Source organism: Cohnella sp. GCM10020058, from assembly GCF_042683485.1.
GTDB lineage: Bacteria > Bacillota > Bacilli > Paenibacillales > Paenibacillaceae > Cohnella.
On sequence record NZ_JBHUJV010000001.1, the window covers coordinates 480,352 to 498,495 of the forward strand.

Consider the following 18,144-nt stretch of genomic DNA (forward strand, 5'->3'; position numbering starts at 1 on the left):
CGGAACAGATGAGTTGAATTGTAAGCGCTTAAACTCGTTTTCGATCCCGAATTAATCTGTAAGACAATAAATAAATCACTTAATGAGAACGGAGGGCATTCGATGGGCGGTATTGGTGCATCCGGTATAATATTGCTTGTGTTGATCGCGTTGCTGTTATTCGGACCGAACAAGCTTCCTGAACTTGGCAAAGCATTCGGTCGCACGTTGCGAGAATTCAAGAAGGGCGCTAACGATTTGATGAACGATCCGAAACCTGCAAGCCGTGTCGACATTTACCCGGAACAGCCGGAGCTGCTGAAAACGGAAGGGCGAATGCCGGAATAAAGCGAATCTGTAACGAACAAATTTCATGGGGCCGGCTTCTCGATGCGAAACAACTTTTCGCTTTAGGGGCGGCCTCATTGTCGCGGGGGCGAAAAGTGATATATGGCCGAAAACCAAAGCGCACAACGCAGTGACGAATGGATGCCACTCACGGATCATCTCGGCGAATTGCGCAAACGGATTATTTTTTGCTTGATCGTATTCGTTACCGGCCTTATCGGGGGCTTGTTTGTTTCTCAGCCTGTATTCGACTATTTGGTGGAAGCGGCACCAGTGAAGAACTTGAATCTGCACGCGTTTTCACCATGGGATGCCATCGGGCTTTATATGAAATTTGCTTTTTTAATCTCATTGGTCGTCGCGATTCCATTCGCAATGTTCCAGCTGTGGTTATTCGTGAAACCAGCGTTAGGGGAAGAAGAGCAGAAGGCAACGCTCGTATTCGTTCCATGGGCGCTGGTGATGTGCCTCGTCGGCTTGGCTTTCTCTTATTTTGTCGTTTTTCCGATGGCATTTTTGTTCACGGAGAAGGTCACTATTAATTTAGGACTTGAGCAGACATACGGGGTGTCGCAATATTTTTCGTTCTTGATCAACATATTGCTACCGATCTCTCTGCTGTTCGAACTTCCGCTCGTCATTTTGTTCCTAAGCCGTATCGGTATTCTGAGTCCTTCGCTGCTTGTAAGAATAAGGAAAATTGCCTGGCTTATTTTGATCGCGATCGGCGTAATGGTTACTCCACCGGACGTTGTATCGGATTTACTTGTCGCAGTACCGCTCGTGCTTTTATACGAAATCAGCGTATTCTTATCCAAGCTTGCCTTTGGAAGAAGACAACGGACATTGGAGCGCGAAGAGGCGTTGTGTGAAGCGTAATCCGCATGGCTAAAGGGAATAGTACTCAATGAAAGGCAACTTCTGGGGACCATCTTACTTGAGTGATCATATCGAACACGTAAGGAGCGTCATGGATGAAGAAAATCCGATATACCGGACCATGGGATGTTGAACGTTTAATGCTCCCGCTGGCAGTCACATGGGGTGAGACGGTGGAGCACTCCGAGGTTATAGTGAGTCAGCTTTGTTATAACAACGAGCTTTACGAAGGGAAATCGACAAAAGTTTTCGCTTATTATGCTGTTCCTAAACGTGTAATAGATAGCCTCGTTCCGGGAGTCGTTCTTGTACACGGAGGAGGAGGAAGAGCATACTCTGAGTGGGCGGTGCAATGGGCTGAGCGCGGTTATGCGGCGATAGCAATGGATCTAACCGGCAGAGGCGCCGACAGATCAAGAATGTCCGAAGGCGGCCCTGATATGACCGACGACGCAATGTTCCACGATATTTCCAAAGCCGAAGGAAAATTACAAGACATGTGGAACTACCATGCCGTAGCGGCAGCCATTAGAGCCGTCAGTTTTTTGGCGACTCAGTCGTATATCGATCCTGCCAGCATCGGTATAATGGGGATTTCATGGGGAGGTTACGTAACGGAAATCGTCACGGGAATCGAGTCGAGGTTAGCTTTTGCCATCGTTGTCTACGCTGCAGGATATTACGAGGAAGGCTCTTGCTGGCAGGAAATCTTGTGGGGAATGGATGCGGAACATCGGCAAAGGTGGAATACCGCTTTCGACGTAAATCAATACATAGGGCAATCGGATCTCCCGATGCTTTGGGCAACTGGCACGAATGACAGGGCTTTTTATTTGAATTCTTGGGAGAAGACGTATGGGCAAGCAAAAGGAGCGCGAACGCTTAGGCTTCTCCCTAATTGGGAGCATGATTATAACACGCCGTGGTCAACACAAGAGTTTTTCATCTATGCGGATTCGTTTACGAAGGATGAAATCCCGCTTTTACGGGTGACTTCGTCCGGCCAATCAGGCACTGTGGCTTGGGCGTATTACGAAGAGAAGCGCACGGTTCAGAACGTGAATCTTCTTTATACGACCGATTCAGGATCGTATGACTCAAGAAATTGGCAGCTTAAGCTCGCAGCGCGTGACGATCGCGAAAAGAAATTGCTTTGTACGATACCTGTTAATGCGACTGCGTACTGTTTTTTGATTGAAGACTCGAACGGACTAAAGATCAGTTCTGATCTCGTTATTATTAAACCGATTTAGGGGCCGTTTTTAAAGCAAGTGGAGAAAGGTTTTGAACTTCAATGTAATGTTGAAGTTCAAGGCTTTTTTGTCAATTAGCGTAAAAGAACTATAAGGATGATAGGCAGGGGGAATGAACAGATTGAAGCTGATGGAAGTGTTTACTATCAGGTGTGGAATCTTTTTTAAGAAGTTGTTGGACCGTCAGCGAGCAAAGCATCCTGACGGTTTTTCATATGGGACAATTAGTCGTTCAGTCGATGGCGTCCGGTCGAAAGTCAGTTTTGTGCAAACGATGTGTCGCAAACGCCGTCCGGATGCCCGAAGAAAGCCCCTGCCATACGCGGCATAAACAATAAACTCTGCAAAGACGTGGCCGTGTTTTCACAGTAGGATAAGACTAATCGAAAGGCTATTCATCGAAATGGAAGTAGGGAGGAAGAGCAATGAAAGCGTTGCAAATCGTCGGTGCCGGGCAATTCCGAATTGTGGATGAAGAAATGCCCGATCTTCAGGATCATCAGGTGCTGGTAGAAATCCAAATGGTGTCGACTTGCCCGCGCTGGGACATGAACATGATGGCTGGGCGAGATATGTTCAATTATGACGAGGCTCCGAAATATCCGCTGCCGATCGGTTTTCCGGGGCATGAGATGGCGGGCGTTGTCAAAGCCGTGGGGCCTGGCGTATATCGCTTCGCCGTTGGAGATCGCGTCGCGGCTCTAGAGCATATCGTCCCCAAAGGAGCCTATGCACAGTTCGCCGCTTACCGCGAAGAAGAGCTTATCAAGCTTCCCGATAGCATAACGCTTAAGCAGGCGGTGTCGTTCGAGCTGTTGAAATGCGTGGTCATCGGGTTAATGCAGCTCGGCGATCTCAGAGGAAAGTCGCTGCTGGTGTCGGGTCTCGGACCTGCCGGCATTCTGGCCGTACAGGTGGCTCGCCTGTGGGGAGCTTCCCGGGTCGTCGGTATCGATCTAAGCGAGAGCAGGATTCAATACGTTCGAAATCTGGGCATTGGTACGGTCATGCACGCGAACGAATTGCAGGATCTGCGATTTGAGCTCGGGTATGACTGCGTAGGCGCGGCCTCTTCGATTCAAAATGTACTCTCTCATGTGAACGAGCATGTCGTCATCTTCGGGGTGCTGCGCGGAGACATTACTTATCATGAAAACTTGTGGGCGCGAGGTACCAAGCTGGAATCGTATAAATACAGGCCCGTAGGTCCGCGGGATCATCAACTTCTAATCGATCTTGTCGTGAACAAGGGGCTAAACACCGAATGCCTCCAAACCCATCATGCGTCATTCGCGGATTATGGCCAAGCCGTTGAGCTGTTGAACCGGCAGGAAGCGATAAAAGTGTTCTTCTGTCCGCAGACCGACTTTCTATCGGCTGGCGATCATCCAGGACAATCCGCCGCGGCTGCCGCCAAGGAAGATTTAGCATGAAGGGCAAGGGCGTAGTCTTTACCGGCAGATTAAAGGTCTCTTATCAGGATGTGGACATTCCCGAACCGCTAGCCGATGAAGTCGTTATCGATGTCGAACATTCCTGGATCAGTATCGGCACGGAATCGTCCTTTCTCCGGTGCGACCGAATCGCGGGTGAGACTCCCTACAGGGAAGGCGACCCTGAGCCTTTTCCCCAGATTAACGGCTATCAAAAGGTTGGTATCATCGTCGCTGCAGGCGCTCAGGTGCAGGAATTCAAAGCGGGCGATCGGGTATTCGCGACCATGGGCCGCGTGAACGGCATGGCATTTCCGAGCGGCGGCCATGTCTCTCCGGCGGTTACCCACGTCAGCCAGGTATGGAAGCTTCCCCAAAACGTCAATGCGGAAGCGTACTCCGGGATGGTATTGGCTCAAGTCGGATATAACTGCGGATCGAGACCGGACATTGGTGCCGGAGATTGCGCAGTCGTGATCGGGGACGGACTTGTCGGGCAATGGGCAGCCCATACGCTGCTTCATAGAGGCGCGCGGGTGACGGTGCTTGGCAGGCACGATGAACGGTTGAACCTGCTGCCGGATCAGGTTGCCAAGGTCAATACGCGCAGAACGCGAGCCGCCGACGCGCTTCATGAGGACAGCGGAGCAATTGCCGTCGTTGTAGATACGGTTGGCTCACTGGATTCGGTTAAGGAACTTCAACCGCTGATGAAGCATAACAGTCACCTTGTATCTGCCGGCTTCCTGGGCAATGAAGGGATGATTGATATCCAATTGCTGCGTGCCCAAGAGATTACGCTGCATAGTCCTTCCGGCTGGGACCGGGAACGAATGGATGCCACGCTGCAGGGCATTACGGAAGGCTGGCTTCCGACAGAGCCGCTTATTACGCACCGGTACCCGGTGGAACGTGCCGAAGAAGCCTGGGCGCTTATTCTCGATCAGAGACAATTCTATCTTGGCGTAGTGCTGAATTGGAAGTCGTAACTACGCCGCCGCACAGGAAAAGGGCTGGAACCATCCGAGTTGCGAGGAGGAAGCATAGGTTGAGCAAGAAGGCGAATCATGAGCATTTTCGTTCAGCCAGACCCATTTGGCCGAAGGATAGAGAGCTGGACAGAAATCTGACCGCCGGGTTCAGGGGCGTGGCAGCCAAACGCAAGAACGACAGATTAACGCTCCACATTGCCGCATCGACCCTGTATCGCTGCTATTTGAACGGCCGGTTCGTGGGGCATGGTCCCGCCCGCGGACCACATGGACATTACCGGGTCGATGTATGGGACCTGAGCGAACATGCGAACGAGGGCGACAACATCGTGGCGATAGAAGTCGCGGGCTACAATATCAACAGCTATTATGTACTCGATCAGCCTTCTTTTGTGCAAGCGGAAGTTCGGGCGGGCACGGAGGTCCTTCTCGCTACGACGGCCGAGAGCGGATTTGAGGCGGCTCTGTTAAAGGAACGCATACAAAAGGTGCAGCGATTCAGCTTCCAGAGAACTTTTGTCGAGGCATACGCGCTCCGATCTGGTTTCGATCGCTGGCGCTCGGACATGAGCGCGCCATTCGATAGCGTCGTCTGCGCGGAGACAAACGAAAAGCTGCTTCTTCCAAGGGATGTGCCCTTGGCTGCGTTCACCGTGCGCCATCCGATTGCGCTATACGCAAGAGGTGAAGTTGCCCGCCGCAAATCGCAAGGCGTATATTGGCGCGACCGATCTCTCACAGATATAGGACCTCTCCTCGGAGGTTATGAAATGGAACAACTGGCCTTCATTCTATCGGATGAGTTGACCGACCTGCCGGCTCATAGCCTTCGTGTCATTCGGCAGCCGCTTTCGCAAGGCAGCTCGCTGAAGCTCAATCCCAACGAGTTCGGGATTGTGGATATGGGGATTAACAGGACCGGGTTCATCGGCGGTACTGTTCGATGCCGCACTCGTACATTGCTGTACATTACGTTCGACGAGGTGCTGCGAGAGGACGACGTTGATTTTTTGCGGTTCGGTTGCGTTAATGCCCTGCGGTATGAGCTTGAGCCGGGAACCTACAGGCTGGAATCGTTCGAGCCGTATACGCTGCGTTATATGAAGTGGATCGCAGCCGAAGGGGCGTGCGAGGTATCCGAGGTTTACATGAGGGAGTACGCCAACGCTGCTGCCGGCAAAGCGCAGTTTGAATCCGACGACGAACGGCTCAATAGGATCTTCGAAGCAGGAAGGGAAACTTTCCGCCAGAACGTTGTCGATCTGTTCATGGATTGCCCTTCAAGGGAACGTGCCGGATGGCTCTGCGACAGCTACTTCATGGGACGGGCGGCGTTCAGCCTGACAGGTCAGACGAAGGTGGAGCGAGCCTTCTTCGAGAATTACCTCTTGCCCGATCGCTTTCCGCATTTACCTGAAGGCATGCTCCCGATGTGCTACCCCGCGGACCATTATGATGGCAATTTTATTCCGAACTGGTCGCTATGGTTCGTTATCCAACTGGAGGCGTATCTGGAACGGAGCGGAGACCGGCAGTTGATCGAAGCGATGCGGGCGAGAATCCTTGAATTATTCGATTACTTCGAACGGTTCAAGAACGAAGTCGGACTGCTGGAGCGTCTTGAAGGCTGGGTATTCCTGGAGTGGTCCAAGGCGAACGAATTCGTACAGGACGTCAATTATCCTAGCAATATGCTTTATGCCGCTTCGCTTGCCGCCGCTGGACGACTCTATCATTTGCCGCATCTCCTGCAAGAGGCCGAGCGGGTGAATCAGGCTATTCGTGAGCAGTCCTTCAACGGAAGCTTTTTCATAGACCATGCAGTAAGAGAGGATGGCCGTTTAGTCCAAACTCAAAATAAGAGCGAGATTTGTCAGTATTATGCGTTCTATTTCGGCACAGCCGATCCCGAGAGAGATCCCGAGCTGTGGCATACGCTGCTCACCCGGTTTGGGCCATCCAGGAAGCAGAAGAATGCCTATCCGGATGTTCACGAAGCGAATGCCTTTATCGGGAATTACTTACGCCTCGAATTGCTGGCCCGCTACGGATACGTACAGCAGTCGCTGGATGAATCTGCGGATTACCTGCTGTATATGGCGGAACGAACCGGGACGCTCTGGGAGAATGACGGGGATTACGCCAGCTGCAATCACGGATTCGCTTCGCATGTCGTACACAGCCTGATACGCGATGTGCTAGGCGTCTATCAAATTGATCCGATCGCCAGAAGCATTACGCTGAGATTGAGCGATCTGGAGATTTCATGCTGTAAGGGGGTGCTGCCGTTAGGTGGCGGAGCGATCCGCGTAGCGTGGACCAAGGCAAGCGGGCGTGTGGAATTTCGTATTGACGCTCCTCCGGGCTACAAGGTAAAAGTCGAGAATCGGACCGGTTTATCGCTGCATAGCAGGATGGATGAGACAAGCTGAATCTATACATCCAAGGAGGAATGATTAAATGTCGAATAACGACCGGCCTTCTGTTGATGAATTGAATAAAACTGCGGAGCCGCTCAGCAGGTTAGACAAAGCGCTCATGTCACCCATCAGCCGCAGGAAAATGATGACGGTGCTGGGATTGACCGGGCTCTCTTTGATGACAGGCGCCAAGCTTTCTTACGCTAACTCGACAACGCTTACAACGAACATGAAGCTCAAGAAGACAGACCCGCTGGACGTCACCGATGTCAACGCTAACTTCGACCTCATCGATCAGGAATTTAGCCGCCGTGCCGTTACGCCGGATTTCTACAAGGTCGATACCGACCCCGACGACACATTGGCTGTTCAAGCCGCATTCGACTCCGGTCTTACGGTCCTCTTTACCCGGAACTACTATGTCAAGTCGGTAGAGATGAAAGGCGATACACAGACGATTAACTTTAACGGGCATTGGCTGATCGGAGTCGCGGGAAGCGGAGACTCCGCGGCAGACAAGGATGCGATACTGAAAATTACAGGCATCTACCTGGAGCTGTACGATATCAAAATCAATGGACAATTCAACCGCAATTACCGTGCAGCGATTCATTGGTATTCGCGTCCCAATTTCCCCCAAGCCGGCTTTATTAATATTTACGGCATGTACATCAGAGATATCCTCGTAGGCATTCAGTACGGGGCATGGCTGGATGATCCGAGTCCCCACGATGCGCCGCAGAGCGAGAATTACTTGTACGGCTTTCGCTGCCGGAGCCTGCAGAACTGCATCATCAGCAATCAGCCGAACGGATTCCTCAAAATATCCGGAAGCACGATCGATTGTCATCAGAGGGAATGGGTATTTCAAGCGGGCAACCCGTTCAGCATTCCGGATTCAACCCTCATTACTTGCAAGATCGGCCAGATCTCCGTTGAAGACAGCGAACTGTTGAAAGTTGAATACTTGGAGGGATGCGGGCTTCTGGGCCGCAACCTCGTCGTATCGAACTGCGTCATGGAAATGCCCTGCACATGGGTAAAAGCCGAGGGAGACGTGACGCTGGATGTCGTTCATGGCGGATTTATGGGCGGCAACTCCGGATTGCCCATGTTCCAGGTTGTGCCGGGATCGACGGGCTCTCTAAGAATTCAGAATGTTCGGATGTCTCGCAGCGTCGGAGTAGGAGACTACTTGACGAATTACATCATATCCGGATTGGGGAACGCTCCGAACTACCATGTCAGCATAGCGCGCTGCGATTTAGGCGAATGGGCGCCTTACTACATTGCGTTATCAAAGGAAAGAAGCCGCGTATTCGTTCAGGATACCCACTTCACCTATACGGCGGGAGGCTCCATGCAGAGCCAAACGATCCACGACAAAAAAGATTATGTCAATTTGATTGCCTCTGTCGATACGACCGGCGAGAATATGGCGACAAGCGCCAACACGGCGAATAAATCCGGCTGGGTATGGACGAATGTGTATGGCGCGGGTGCCGTCTATTTCCGTAAAACCACCTCTAATATTCCGTCGGGCTATGCGAGCGCCATTGAGGTCGTTGCGACAGGCGAATCGTTTATTACTTCTCAGCCGTTCACGGTAACCCCGAATGCGCTGGCCGTATTCCGGATGAAGGCCAAAAGGATAGGCGGCGGCGGTCATGCCGGGATTAAGCTTCTCTGGTTCAAGGCTAACGGCACGGCTTCGGCTACGACGGAAACCTATTTATTCGGGACTGTGGACATCGACGTCAACTGGACGGATTTAATGGGGACGGCGGCCATCCCGGGCGATGCCGCTTACGCCAAAATCAAGTTGACCGCCGAGGTCGGCTCCCTCTTCGCAACCGGTATGGAGTTCAGCACGGCGGTCGACAGCAATTATCATAACTCTTTCATTAATGAGTTGAATCGGTCGCTGGACGTGGCTGGCGAGGGCTTTATTCTGAAGGCGCCGAACGGCACGCGCTATAAAGTCACGGTAAATAATAGCGGAACGCTTGCGGCAGCCCCTTATTAACCATTTCAACAGAAAAACGGGAGGGTCTAACGATGAACAAAAGAACGGCTGGTATTTCGTTGTTACTGTGTACGGCACTCATGGCTGCAGGATGCTCCAATACCGCCAATACGAAGGAAACGCAGCATGCGAGCAACGTTTCCGGCTCACAGGCTCCGGCAGCGAGCGGGCAGGCATCCGAGGAAGCGGCCAACTATGAGAACGGACTCCCAAAAAACGAAAAAGTGACGTTAAAGGTCGGCTTGCTCGAATCCGGCTATGGAAGAGAGTGGTTCGACCTTGCCGTCAAGCGCTTCACGGAAAAATATCCGAACGTGCAATTCGATATTACGGCTTCGCCGAAAATCGGCGACCTCATCTCGACCAAGGCTTCGGCCGGCAACGATAACGATATGTTCGATTTTTTCTACGGAGCCACCTGGACGGAATATGTAAACGCCAACAAGCTGGAGCCCGTAACGGATATTTTCGAGATGTCGCCTGACGACGCGCCGGGCCGGAAGCTGAACGATTTAATTGTCCCGGGCTTCAACGATCCCGAGAAGTATTATAAAGACAATGCATGGGTGTTCCCGATCGCAAACTACGTCGGCGGCATGTTCTTCGATCAGAAGCTGTTCGACGAGAACGGCTGGAACAAGAACCCCAAGACCTATGACGAGTTTATCCAGCTTTGCGAAGCGATCAAGAGCAAGGGCATCGACCCGATCGTATATGCGGGCTTATACAATTACGCGCAGTTCGCCTTTGATACGAAGATATTCGAGATTGCCGATGAGCAAGGCAATAAACAATTTCGCAACGATTTCGAGTATTATAACGGTCCGCAGTATACGTCGCCTGAGAGCATCGAAGTGTACAAGCGGCTGCACGATATGGGGAAGAAGGGGTATATCAGCAAGAAAAGCGTAGGCATGAATCATACGCAGTCGCAAATGCTCGTCCTTCAGCATAAAGCGGCGATGGTGCCTTCAGGCGACTGGATCGAGAACGAGATGAAGGAAACCGCTCCCGATGGCTTCCAATGGGGCTATATGGCGGTTCCTTTCACTAACAATCCGAACGGCCCCATCTATGTGACGAACGGATTGAGCTATTCCTTTGAGATATGGGCAGCCAAGCCTGACTTGAACAAGAAATGGGCAAAACAGTTCCTCCTCTCGCTCATGTCGAATGAGATCCAGCAGGTACTGGTCGAGAAGGGCGGCGCGCTTCCTCTCCGCAAGGATTACCTGGATGTCCAGACGCGGGCGGATCATATGAAGCCGCTGCAGAAATCGATCGCCACGTACCTGAAGGATAACCCGGTCGTACTCGAACTTAAGAATCGCAAGATCGAGCTCACGGATCCCGACAATATGGCGTCGCTCAAGGTCATCGTGGACAACATGGCGCTCGTGTTGACGGGACAGGAAGATCCGGAACCGATCCTGGAGGATGCGGAGAAGCTGCTGCAGAACGCCATTGCCAAAGACAAAAAGGCCCAGAACAAAGAGTAAGCGGATTATTAGCGGTCGAGAGGCAGTCATCCGGACTGCCTTTCAATCGTGAAATTCGGGGGAGATAACGACTATGCATATTTTAAAAAACGCACGGATTCAAAAAGCGATTTTTCTCTTCATTGTCGTAGCTCCGGCGTTTGCGGCCTATGTTCTATTCACGCTTTATCCGAATGCCCTCTCCATCTACTATTCCTTCTTGGAATGGGACGGCATAGGCGCCAAGATATTCGTGGGATGGGACAATTATATCCGGCTGTTTCATGATCCTTTCATCTTGCGGGCCTTAGGGCACAATCTGATTTTGCTCGTTACGGTCATTCCTATTACGCTTGTCATCTCGTTGGTATTGGCCGATCTGCTCATCAACCGGGCATTTGCGGAAAATTCGTTCTACAAGGTACTCTATTTTTTTCCGAACGTTTTGTCTCTGGTCGTCATCGCACTCGTCTGGTCATTTATTTATGACGGCACCTTCGGCTTGCTGAACGGAATTCTTCGCGTGCTCGGCCTGGGGGGAGAGCATAATTGGCTTGGCAGCAAAGGAACGGCGTTGCTCTCCATGATTCCGCTATACGTGTGGTGTTATGCAGGGTTCTACGTCGTCATATTTATGAACGCCATGCGAGGCATCCCGAAGTCTCTGTATGAATCCGCCACTTTGGACGGTATCACGCATATGCAGCGTTTTTCGAAGATTACACTTCCTCTGTTATCCGGCGTCATTCGCGTCGGGGTCATTTTCCTGATGCTGTCCGTGATCAAAGGCTTTGAATATATGTTTATTATGACGCAAGGCGGTCCGGGCGGCGCGACGGATGTCATCTCCCTGTATATGTTCAACTTTGCCTTCGGCAGCCTGAATCTCGGCCAGCATATATACGGTTATGCATCCACGATCGGTATGATGATCTTTGTGTTGCTCGTCGGTTTAAAGCTGATATTAGACAAATTCTTCGCCAAAGACAGCATCGAATACTGAAAGGAGTTGTTCCATGAGAACCGGGATTTCTTCATGGTTATGGCGCATGGTGCTGTTCCTCTGGGCGCTTACCATCCTGCTGCCGCTGTTCTGGATATTCTACCAGTCTCTCAAAACGAATCAAGCGTTTTTCGCCGATATATGGGCCTTCCCCGAGCATCTGGAATGGAGCAATTACGAGAAGGCTTGGACAAGTCTGGGCATCGGTCAATCGGTGGTCAACACGCTATACTATGTCGGCCTGAGCCTGCTGATCAGTTTGTTTGTTTCCACGGTGAATGCCTACGCCTTTACGCGGATTGAGTGGAGGCTGCGATCTTTGCTGTGGAGCATCATCATGCTTTCTTTGTTCCTGCCGGGCATCAACATCCTCGTATCCCAGTACACGTTGATGCGCGCACTGAATCTGACTGACAGCCTGAACGGACTCGTCCTGCTTGCGAGTCTGCCGGTCGGCGCCTTCGAACTGCTCTTGCTCGGGAGCTTCATGCGCAGCTTGCCGAAGGAACTGGACGAAAGCGCATTTATTGACGGAGCCACGTTATTTCAGGTTTTTCGCAAAATCATCCTGCCTCTATCTATGCCAGGCATCGTCACGATCGGCATCTTCAAGTTCGTGGGCCTGTACAACGATTTCCTGGGTCCCTTTATTCTTATCAGCGATCCGGCCAAGTACCCGATTAGCGTGAACATGTATAATGCCAATGCCATGATGGAATACAGGGCGGATTGGGTGACGCTGCTCGCAGGTCTTGTCATCACGATCATACCTACCGTTATCGTTTACGTGTTGTTTCAGAGAAGGATCATAGAAGGCGCCACCATGGGTGGGGTCAAAGGTTAAATGGAGAATCGGGAGGGAAACGCATGATCAAAGTAGGGGTTATCGGGTACGGTCATCAAGTGAAAAGACTGCTGGGCATGATGCAGGAGATGGATCGCAGTTGCCGAATTACAGCGATCGCCGACGTTCGCCATCATGAAATCCGGGAGCGGATGAAGGCGGACGGTGGCGACCCTTCGGCGATTTCATTTTACGGGGACGCGGATGACATGCTGAACAACGAGGAGCTGGACGGCGTATTCGTCGGAACGCGCTGCTCCCTTCATACCCCCATGGCCTTAAAAGTGTTGCCCAGACAGATTCCGCTTTATTTGGAGAAACCGGTTGCGACAACGATGGAAGACCTGGTAAAGCTGCGGGATGCGGATGCCTTATACGGCAGCAAGACGGTCGTGTCGTTCCCGCTGCGGGTTACGCATCATGTGCAGCTGGTCAAGGAAATTATCGATTCAGGAAAAATCGGAACAGTGGAGCATGTACAGGCCGTTAATAACGTGAATTACGGCAATATATATTATCATGGTTGGTTCCGCGACGAGACAGAGACGCAAGGTCTGTTCGTACAAAAAGCGACGCATGATTTCGATTATATTAATCATATTCTGGGGCTGAAGCCCGTGACTGTATGCGCGATGACGTCGAAACAAATCTTCAAGGGGAACAAGCGGGCAGGGTTGCAATGCAAGGACTGCGAAGAGACGAGCACGTGTCCGGAAAGCCCGGAAAATCTTCGGAAACTTGCATTCGAGGAACCGTTGGGCCCTTATTGTTGCTTCGCGGAGGATACCGGCAACGAGGATTCGGGCAGTGCATTAGTCGCTTATGAATCGGGCATGCACGTATCCTATTCGCAAAACTTTTTTGTCAGAAAAAAAGCGGCCGCAAGAGGCGCACGGTTTCTCGGGTACAAAGGGACGGTCGAATTCGATTGGGCGACGAACCGCATCCAAGTATTTATGCACCGCACGCCTCGAGTCGAATCGTACGAGATCGATGACGCAGCCACGGCAGTCGGCCATGCAGGGGGCGACTCTACGCTGCTCGACAATTTTATCTCGCTCATGCAGGGGAAGACGCAAACATCCGTGTCTACGCTGAAGGATGGCTTGAACAGCACGTTATTGTGCCTGAAAGCCAAGGAGTCCGCGGAGACCGGCACCTTCCGCGATGTCAGGTGGCCAGACTGAAATTCGGCCGATGGGGGAGTGGTTAGTCCGAGACCGAAGTCGTCTTCTTATGCTCGCTCCTCCAATGAGCGGGGCTTTTGCCGTATTTCTGCTTGAACAGGCGGCTGAAATAATGGATGGACTGGAAACCCGTGGCGTGCGCGATATCCTGAACGCTCATCATGCTTTCCAGCAAGTACTTCTCGGCAGCGCTCATTCGAAGGTTATTGAGAAATTGCAAGGGGGAAACGCCTTTGGAGGCTTTGAAGGTGCGGATCATGTAGGAGGGATTCAAATGGGCATATTCGCACAGCTTCTCCAAGGTGAAATTCTCCCAGTAGCTCGATTCCATCCAACGGACAAGAACCTCGATGGTTTCCATCGTTGAAGCAATCCGATTGTCCGGCAGTTGACTCGACTTTCCGTAACGCTTCATATCCGGCTTGGACACAGAACGAATAATAGCCAGGATGGCTTGAATGTCGGAATAGCTGATTTGCCGTGCCAGATCGGGTTGCTTGCGCATCCACTCCGCCGTCAGGACCTGGTGAAGCGCGTGAATACGTTCATAGACCAATCGAACGGCAGGCAAGCTTCCGTCCGGCTCAGCCTGAAGGCGGTTCCATGCCTCGCAGTTAGCAGGGAGAGGGAAGGCTTCGTTAGCGTCGTCTTGCAGTTCCCAGTAGGCATAACGATACTTCAGGGAAAGGAATTGCAAATGGTGGGAGGTATTCAAAGGGATCAGCAGGACGGAGGGACCCGTCATCCGATAGGTTACGTTGTTAATCGCAATTTTTAGGGTTCCTTCGATAATATAGAGTAATTCATGATGCTGAGGGTGAAGACCGCCGATTCTAGACTCCAATGGGAAGAGAGAAAGGTTCTCATGTAGAGGCTGAGACGTGTCAAGAGAATTATCGTAACCGAAGGCGCGAATCTGCATGCGATCCTCTCCCTTGCGTCAAGATGATGGGCTGATCTGGCAGGCTCATTTTAACATGTGAAAAGGATTATCGTAAACGGATACATGCGAACAAAATCAGGAGAGGCAAGGAGCAATGACGTGGACGATAACAAATTCGAACGCTTGCGGAACCGATTGAAGGAGAAGGCGGACCAGCCTAAGGCACGTGCCGTAACTTTCGTTGCCTTGGGTGATAGCGTCACCCAAGGGTGTATGGGTTATGGTGTCGTCGAATACGAATCCGTCTTCCATCAAGCGCTGAAAAGAAGAATGGAGCGAAGATTTCCGGGCACGGTGGTAAACGCGATCAATTCGGGGGTTGAGGGAGACAGCGCTGACGAATCGCGTCGAAGATGGGATCGAGATGTGTTCCTGTATCAACCCGATCTGGTCACGATCGGGTTTGGTCTAAATGACGCGCATGCCGGCCCTGCCGGCTTGGAACGGTTCATACGCGCGATTCGCGACCTCGTTGTGCGCTTGCAAACGGAGACGGATGCCGATCTCTTGCTATTCATCCCCGGCATGATGATGAAGCGGGATAACGAGCGCATTCATCAAGCGCATCGGGCTGCCGTTCCAGGATTCCTCCAGGTAGAGGAAGCCGGTTATCTCACCTTGTACATTGATGCGCTAAGAAAACTTGTTCTGGAAATGGATCTGCCTTGTGTGGATTCTTATCGTATCTGGGAGCAGATGGAGAATGACGGGGTCGATATCCACACGCGCCTGGCTAATGGTATCAATCATCCAGATCCGGCTTTCCACGAAGAGCTGGCCTTACATTTTGAGACTATTATTTTTAGAGCAGCAGATCACATGCAATGAAGCGGAGTTTTGTGGCTACCAGTCCAACCAATTGATCAAAAGTTCCGATCGATTTCAACCTACTCATTTGGCTCTGGGGACGAATTGGGGACGACCTCCGTCCCCAAGCATCAAATTCAAACCCAAACGAGCCTAAAGCAAAATCTAAAAACCAAGCTGCATAAGGCTTTATTGTGTCTCAGCCCTACTCAATCAGACACACATTCTATCGCTGGCAGCGATGAGGTCAGGGGTTCGATCCCCCTTGGCTCCACCAAATGCAACTTACAGACACGCCGATGAGGCGTGTTTTTTGCATTTGGCGGAGCCTCGGAGGGGGCGAACCCCGGGGGCGTTCCACGCGCAGGGAGCCGGAGGCGGACGAGCATGGCATCGTTATCTACCGCAGCGCTCTGCTTCGGCGAATGGGCTTCGTCAGCAAGTTAATCAGGATATCGTTATCCCCCTTGGCTCCACCAAATGCAACTTACAGACACGCCGATGAGGCGTGTTTTTTGCATTGGGCGGAAGCTCCGCAGGAGCGAACCCTTAGATTGTGGTTGCTGACGTAAATTTAAAGTGCTATTTTGAAATGAAAGCGAAGCCGACTCTTCCAAGAGCGTTTGGGCTCGTACAGGAGCTGCTGACGCTTGGCTGATACCGGTTTATGTTCACTTTTGAAAGCGGTTTCCAATCTCGTCTCCTGGAGGAGTTCAGCCGTGCATAAGAAAAAAGGGGTTATCCGATGGTTTAGCTCCAGTCTGAGGCGCAAAATGATCGTTTACTTTCTAGCGGTAACGTTGGTTCCATTACTCATCTCAACGTGGATTACCTATGGCAAATTCAGTTCCGAAATCAAAAAAACCTATATAAAAAATAACCAGGCATTAATTAACCAGCTGTCCGAACAATCTGAAGAATATTTGCTGGGATGGGAGAAATCCGCGTTATCCTTCATCAATTCGTACGAAATATTCGCGGAATTCGAGACGGGCGAAGAACGTTATGCGAAAAACGACGAACGTATGCACCAGCTGTCGTTGTTTCTTTATCAGGATAACGACATAGACTCGATTATGTTTTACCGGCCGATCTCCTCGGAGGCTTATTATGTCGACGAGTCTATGCTTTTGACCGTGTATGATGGCAAAGAAATCGAGAAGATGCCATCGTACGGGAGAAAAACGGGAACTTTTCGGATGGGATGGATCCAGCCGACGCACCTGTCAGATGAATATCCGGAATCGATGCATATTAACAACAATCACGCGGTCATCACCGTTCACTGGAATTTCTCGCGCAATTTGTTATCCCGAATTTATGGGGTGTTGGACGTCAACTATAAGACGGACAAGCTGGATCGGCTGCTAGGCAAGGCGATGACGAATGACCAAGAAGGTGTTATGCTGCTCGATCAGAAGGGTGAACGCTTCTATGCTACGCCTGATTATGAATTGTTCGATGACACTGAAATCTGGCAAAAGCAGCTGGAAGGGAGAGGCGGGTCCGGTTCTTTTCTTTATCGAGCGGAGGACGGCAGGTCATGGCTTGTTGTATTCGCTATATCCGGAAAGATGGGCAATCGGCTGATCAAAGCCATCCCGGCCGATGTGTTAACCGCTCAAGCGAAGGAAACGAGGAACTTTAACGTACTCTGGTTGTCGGCTGTTGCTCTGGCTGTTACGCTCGTCTCGTTCATGATGTCGATGCGAATTACGGGACCGCTCTCCAGATTGGAGAAATCGATGAAGCTCGCCGGTGAAGGAGACTTCACTTCCTATTCGCAAATCGTTACGGACGACGAGGTCGGACGGATGTCGCTGAGCTTCAATAAAATGATCAAACGGATCGACTCGCTCGTCAACGAGAAGTACAGAATCGAGCTCGAGCATCGGATGTCGCAGCTCAAAGCACTGCAAGCTCAGATCAATCCGCATTTTCTGTATAATACACTGCAATCCTTTGGCAGCGTGGCGTTAGAAGCGGGTTTAAAAGACCTATACCGGATGACGGTTGCATTGTCCAATATGATGCGGTACAGCATCCGGGCGGAAACGGAGCCGATCATGCTTGAAGATGAACTGCGCCACGCGGAGAAGTACCTCGACATTCAGAAATTCCGGTACGAGGATCGCCTGGAGTTCGAGATTCAAATCGACGCCGGCGTCGAACAGCTGCCGATTCCCAAGTTGACGCTGCAGCCGCTGGTAGAAAACGCGATATTGCATGGCATCGAAAGTAAAAAAGGGGTCGGTCGCATCGTCGTGAGAGCGATAAAGGAGCCGTCTCACATTCGGATTTCCATAGCCGATAACGGTACAGGAATTTCGGAAGAACGGTTGCGGCAAATTCTTGACGGGCTTCACTCGGGTGAAATGCAGCATGCCGAACGAGGAGTCGGACTCAACAACGTCTATCAGCGAATCTCAATGATGTACGGCGACAGTTTCGATATCGAGATCCATAGCATTTCCGGACAAGGAACCGAGGTTGTTTTATTGTTTTCGCTGCCCAAATATCACAATACGGAAGACGGACAACAGGAGGAATAG

14 protein-coding genes are annotated in these 18,144 nt (G+C 51.3%); 13 read left to right on the top strand and 1 reads right to left on the bottom strand.

Annotation, left to right across the window (positions count from 1 at the left end; genetic code table 11):
* The first annotated feature begins 102 nt into the window (after positions 1 to 102).
* From tatA to ACFSR7_RS02050, 11 genes are all read left to right on the top strand, one after another.
* The gene (gene tatA, locus ACFSR7_RS02000) at positions 103 to 327 is read left to right on the top strand and encodes a twin-arginine translocase TatA/TatE family subunit (RefSeq protein WP_378158703.1); all 225 of its coding nucleotides are present in this window, start codon (positions 103 to 105) and stop codon (positions 325 to 327) included.
* Positions 328 to 429: 102 nt separating this feature from the next.
* Positions 430 to 1,206, top strand: coding sequence for a twin-arginine translocase subunit TatC (tatC, locus tag ACFSR7_RS02005; RefSeq protein WP_378158705.1), 777 nt, complete (start codon positions 430 to 432; stop codon positions 1,204 to 1,206).
* Between the two features lie 95 nt (positions 1,207 to 1,301).
* Complete coding sequence (locus ACFSR7_RS02010) at positions 1,302 to 2,459, top strand: alpha/beta hydrolase family protein (protein ID WP_378158707.1); 1,158 nt, start codon at positions 1,302 to 1,304, stop codon at positions 2,457 to 2,459.
* Positions 2,460 to 2,884: 425 nt separating this feature from the next.
* Complete coding sequence (locus ACFSR7_RS02015; protein ID WP_378158708.1) at positions 2,885 to 3,892, top strand: zinc-dependent alcohol dehydrogenase; 1,008 nt, start codon at positions 2,885 to 2,887, stop codon at positions 3,890 to 3,892.
* The gene (locus ACFSR7_RS02020; protein WP_378158710.1) at positions 3,889 to 4,881 is read left to right on the top strand and encodes an alcohol dehydrogenase catalytic domain-containing protein; all 993 of its coding nucleotides are present in this window, start codon (positions 3,889 to 3,891) and stop codon (positions 4,879 to 4,881) included. The genes ACFSR7_RS02015 and ACFSR7_RS02020 overlap by 4 nt, the downstream gene beginning before the upstream one ends.
* Positions 4,869 to 7,316, top strand: coding sequence for an alpha-L-rhamnosidase-related protein (locus tag ACFSR7_RS02025; protein WP_378158711.1), 2,448 nt, complete (start codon positions 4,869 to 4,871; stop codon positions 7,314 to 7,316). The genes ACFSR7_RS02020 and ACFSR7_RS02025 overlap by 13 nt, the downstream gene beginning before the upstream one ends.
* 28 nt (positions 7,317 to 7,344) lie before the next feature.
* Positions 7,345 to 9,330 carry a hypothetical protein gene (locus tag ACFSR7_RS02030; protein ID WP_378158712.1) on the top strand — a complete coding sequence of 662 codons (1,986 nt, stop codon included), beginning with the start codon at positions 7,345 to 7,347 and terminating at the stop codon, positions 9,328 to 9,330.
* 32 nt (positions 9,331 to 9,362) lie between these two features.
* A complete protein-coding gene (locus ACFSR7_RS02035; protein ID WP_378158713.1) occupies positions 9,363 to 10,829 on the top strand; it encodes an extracellular solute-binding protein in 1,467 nt (488 codons plus the stop codon).
* 73 nt (positions 10,830 to 10,902) lie between these two features.
* Positions 10,903 to 11,811: a carbohydrate ABC transporter permease gene (locus ACFSR7_RS02040; protein ID WP_378158714.1), complete on the top strand. Its 909-nt coding sequence runs from the start codon at positions 10,903 to 10,905 to the stop codon at positions 11,809 to 11,811.
* Between the two features lie 13 nt (positions 11,812 to 11,824).
* The gene (locus tag ACFSR7_RS02045) at positions 11,825 to 12,655 is read left to right on the top strand and encodes a carbohydrate ABC transporter permease (protein WP_378158715.1); all 831 of its coding nucleotides are present in this window, start codon (positions 11,825 to 11,827) and stop codon (positions 12,653 to 12,655) included.
* A gap of 23 nt (positions 12,656 to 12,678) precedes the next feature.
* Complete coding sequence (locus ACFSR7_RS02050; RefSeq protein WP_378158716.1) at positions 12,679 to 13,842, top strand: Gfo/Idh/MocA family protein; 1,164 nt, start codon at positions 12,679 to 12,681, stop codon at positions 13,840 to 13,842.
* 22 nt (positions 13,843 to 13,864) lie between these two features.
* On the opposite strand, the gene ACFSR7_RS02055 is transcribed toward ACFSR7_RS02050, so the two are convergent.
* On the bottom strand, positions 13,865 to 14,764 hold the full coding sequence (locus ACFSR7_RS02055) for an AraC family transcriptional regulator (RefSeq protein ID WP_378158717.1): 900 nt from the start codon (positions 14,762 to 14,764) through the stop codon (positions 13,865 to 13,867).
* A 120-nt stretch (positions 14,765 to 14,884) separates the two neighbouring features.
* Between ACFSR7_RS02055 and ACFSR7_RS02060 the strand changes: the two genes are divergently transcribed.
* Together ACFSR7_RS02060 and ACFSR7_RS02065 are read left to right on the top strand one after the other, a co-directional pair.
* Entirely contained in the window at positions 14,885 to 15,613 is a 729-nt protein-coding gene (locus ACFSR7_RS02060) for an SGNH/GDSL hydrolase family protein (RefSeq protein ID WP_378158718.1), read from the top strand.
* A gap of 698 nt (positions 15,614 to 16,311) precedes the next feature.
* On the top strand, positions 16,312 to 18,144 hold the full coding sequence (locus ACFSR7_RS02065) for a cache domain-containing sensor histidine kinase (protein ID WP_378158719.1): 1,833 nt from the start codon (positions 16,312 to 16,314) through the stop codon (positions 18,142 to 18,144).

What these genes read in the sequence shown, in the direction of transcription:
- tatA (WP_378158703.1), top strand. Translation starts at nt 103, where the DNA reads ATGGGCGGTATTGGTGCATCCGGTATAATATTGCTTGTGTTGATCGCG.
- tatC (WP_378158705.1), top strand. Translation starts at nt 430, where the DNA reads ATGGCCGAAAACCAAAGCGCACAACGCAGTGACGAATGGATGCCACTC.
- ACFSR7_RS02010 (WP_378158707.1), top strand. Translation starts at nt 1,302, where the DNA reads ATGAAGAAAATCCGATATACCGGACCATGGGATGTTGAACGTTTAATG.
- ACFSR7_RS02015 (WP_378158708.1), top strand. Translation starts at nt 2,885, where the DNA reads ATGAAAGCGTTGCAAATCGTCGGTGCCGGGCAATTCCGAATTGTGGAT.
- ACFSR7_RS02020 (WP_378158710.1), top strand. Translation starts at nt 3,889, where the DNA reads ATGAAGGGCAAGGGCGTAGTCTTTACCGGCAGATTAAAGGTCTCTTAT.
- ACFSR7_RS02030 (WP_378158712.1), top strand. Translation starts at nt 7,345, where the DNA reads ATGTCGAATAACGACCGGCCTTCTGTTGATGAATTGAATAAAACTGCG.
- ACFSR7_RS02035 (WP_378158713.1), top strand. Translation starts at nt 9,363, where the DNA reads ATGAACAAAAGAACGGCTGGTATTTCGTTGTTACTGTGTACGGCACTC.
- ACFSR7_RS02040 (WP_378158714.1), top strand. Translation starts at nt 10,903, where the DNA reads ATGCATATTTTAAAAAACGCACGGATTCAAAAAGCGATTTTTCTCTTC.
- ACFSR7_RS02045 (WP_378158715.1), top strand. Translation starts at nt 11,825, where the DNA reads ATGAGAACCGGGATTTCTTCATGGTTATGGCGCATGGTGCTGTTCCTC.
- ACFSR7_RS02050 (WP_378158716.1), top strand. Translation starts at nt 12,679, where the DNA reads ATGATCAAAGTAGGGGTTATCGGGTACGGTCATCAAGTGAAAAGACTG.
- ACFSR7_RS02055 (WP_378158717.1), bottom strand. Translation starts at nt 14,764, where the DNA reads ATGCAGATTCGCGCCTTCGGTTACGATAATTCTCTTGACACGTCTCAG.